The organism is Synechococcus sp. WC101 (assembly GCF_047461555.1).
In the GTDB taxonomy this organism is placed as follows: domain Bacteria; phylum Cyanobacteriota; class Cyanobacteriia; order Thermostichales; family Thermostichaceae; genus Thermostichus.
The window spans coordinates 1-2,256 of record NZ_JANSHG010000255.1 but is presented as its reverse complement, the minus strand read 5'-3'; the positions used below and the strand labels follow the sequence as shown (position 1 = coordinate 2,256).

2 protein-coding genes are annotated in these 2,256 nt (G+C 62.1%); one reads left to right on the top strand and one right to left on the bottom strand.

Annotated elements, in window-relative coordinates:
• Window positions 1–80: 80 nt before the first annotated feature.
• A complete protein-coding gene (locus tag NW809_RS12120) occupies window positions 81–1,202 on the bottom strand; it encodes an NAD(P)/FAD-dependent oxidoreductase (RefSeq protein ID WP_071813491.1) in 1,122 nt (373 codons plus the stop codon).
• Between the two features lie 151 nt (window positions 1,203–1,353).
• Here NW809_RS12120 and NW809_RS12115 point away from each other — a divergent pair, with 151 nt between their 5' ends.
• Window positions 1,354–2,043, top strand: a complete 690-nt coding sequence (locus tag NW809_RS12115) for a Uma2 family endonuclease (RefSeq protein WP_011429238.1) — start codon at window positions 1,354–1,356, stop codon at window positions 2,041–2,043.
• The last annotated feature ends 213 nt before the right edge of the window (window positions 2,044–2,256 follow it).

Sequence of the window (2,256 nt, the reverse complement as noted above, 5' to 3'; positions counted from 1 at the left end):
CAGATCACACACTGGCCCGGCCTGAGCCGGGCAACCTTCTATTCTGACATAAGTCTTGCTACCTCAGTGGATAGGCCAGCTCAGCCCTGTTTAGGTCTTGGGGCAAAAGCGCTTAGATCGCACAGGGCTGTTTCCCCTTTCAGCACCAAATCCCTCAGGATGGCGGCGCTAATCGGGGCCAGCAACACTCCATTGCGGTAGTGGCCGGTGGCAACCAAAAGATTGACATAGCCGGGAGCCGGCCCCAGAATGGGGGCGCGCTGCCCCAGCGGTCGGGGTCGATGGCCGGCCCAGTGCTCCAGCAGGGTGGCTTCGGCTAGGGCCGGGCAGATGCCGATGGCGTGGGCCAGCAGATCCTGTAAGGCCAGCAGCGTCGGCTGGGGATGGGGGGCCTGAAACTCCACGGTTGCCCCCACCCACAGGGATCCATCCCCCAGGGGGACCAGATGCAGATCCTCGTCGCTGACCACCGGCCCCAGGGGGATCCCCGCCGCTTTGACCCGCAGAGCCTGGCCTTTGACCGCCTGCAGAGGGATCCGCAAGCCCAGCTCCTCGGCCAGAGGAGAGCTGTCCAGGCCGGCAGCGAGAACGACATGGCCTGCCGAGAAGGCGAAGGCTGGCGTATAAACTGCCTGTAGGCGAAAGGGAGGATCCGGGCTGCGCTGCATCTTCTGAACCGGCTGATGGAAGAAGAAGCGGCAGCCTCTGCGTTGGGCTGCTTCCACAAGCGCCTGCGTAAGGAGGCGGGGTTGGATCTGCCGATCTTGGGGAGAGTAGAGGGCTCCCCCCAGGTCGCTGCGCAAACCTGGCTGCAGGGATCCCACTTCGCCAGGGCTGAGAAACTCCAGGCGGTAACCTGCTTGCCGGCGAGCCGCCAGGGTTGCTTGCCAAGCGTCCACTTCCTCCTCCCGGAGGAGCTTGAGGATGCCGTGCCGATTGACGGGCAAAGTCCGACCCAAGTCGGCTTCCAGCCGCGCAATCAGGGGATCGAACTGCTCCAGGCTTTTCAGGCGCAACTGCACCACCTCCCCATCTGGCTGGCGGCTGCAGATCCCCATCAACACCCCCAACGAGGCCCCGGTGGCGCCTGAGGCCGGATCCCTGGCGTCGATCCCAACCACCGATAGCCCTGCTGTGGCCAATTCGTAGGCGATGGCACAGCCCACCACCCCACAGCCGATCACCAAAACGTCGCAGTTCAAGGTTCCTCCTCAAAGAGAGCCCTTTTGCCGTGATACCCCATTCTGCGGGCGGGATCCCTTCTGGAGAGCGGCCAGCTTTGCCGCCCTTGTCCTCTGCGGCAAAAAGTAGGGGAAACGGCGAAGATGTCGACATCCCCGACTGCCTTTGCCCATGGATACTGAACTGCTGCTGCCCGATGTCGCTGATCTGGTCACTGAGGACGATACCCCGGCGGATAACTTTGCCTCTGAAAAGCAACAGCGCCTCCTGACTGGCTCGCTCTACAGCTCTCTGCCCCACAAAACCTTCCTGGCAGCAGCCAATGTCGGGATCTACACAACCCCCAGTCGCCCCCCGATTGTGTCGGATGTTTTTCTCAGCCTGGATGTCACGGTGCCGGAACAATGGTGGGAGAAGCAGAACCGGTGCTATCTGCTCTGGCAATTTGACAAGCCGCCGGATGTGGTGATCGAGATTGTCTCCAACCGCGAAGGCGACGAGCTAGGTGGCAAGTTCAGCCGCTACGAGCAGATGCGGGTCAGCTACTACGTGGTTTTTGATCCCAACCACGAGCTGGGATCCGAGGAGCTGCGCCTTTTTGAGCTGCGGGGCCGCCACTATGCGGAAATGACCGAGACCTGGCTGGAACAGGTGGAGCTGGGCCTGAGGCTGTGGGACGGAGTTTTCGAGGGGAAACAAGCCCGCTGGCTGCGCTGGTGCGATGCCAAAGGGCAGTTGCTTTTGACGGGAGATGAGCGGGCCGAGCTGGAACGCCAACGAGCCGAACAGGAACGCCAGCGGGCCGAGCGTCTGGCAGCAAGGTTGCGGGCTTTGGGCGAGGATCCGGATCTGGAGAGGTGACGTACTCCCGCACTTATCCCGCACTTATGCTGACGCATAGAGTGCAGGCTTCCCAGTGACTCCTGCCCAATGGCAGGACATTTCCTGAGCTTGAAGAACGGGACGCCCCACCGCTCTGGATTTGATGACCCTGGCTGAGTTGTGATCCCTGCCAATCCTCAACCCACAGTGCGGACAATCGTGCCACCGCTCATGCAGCTCTTTGGGCACCTC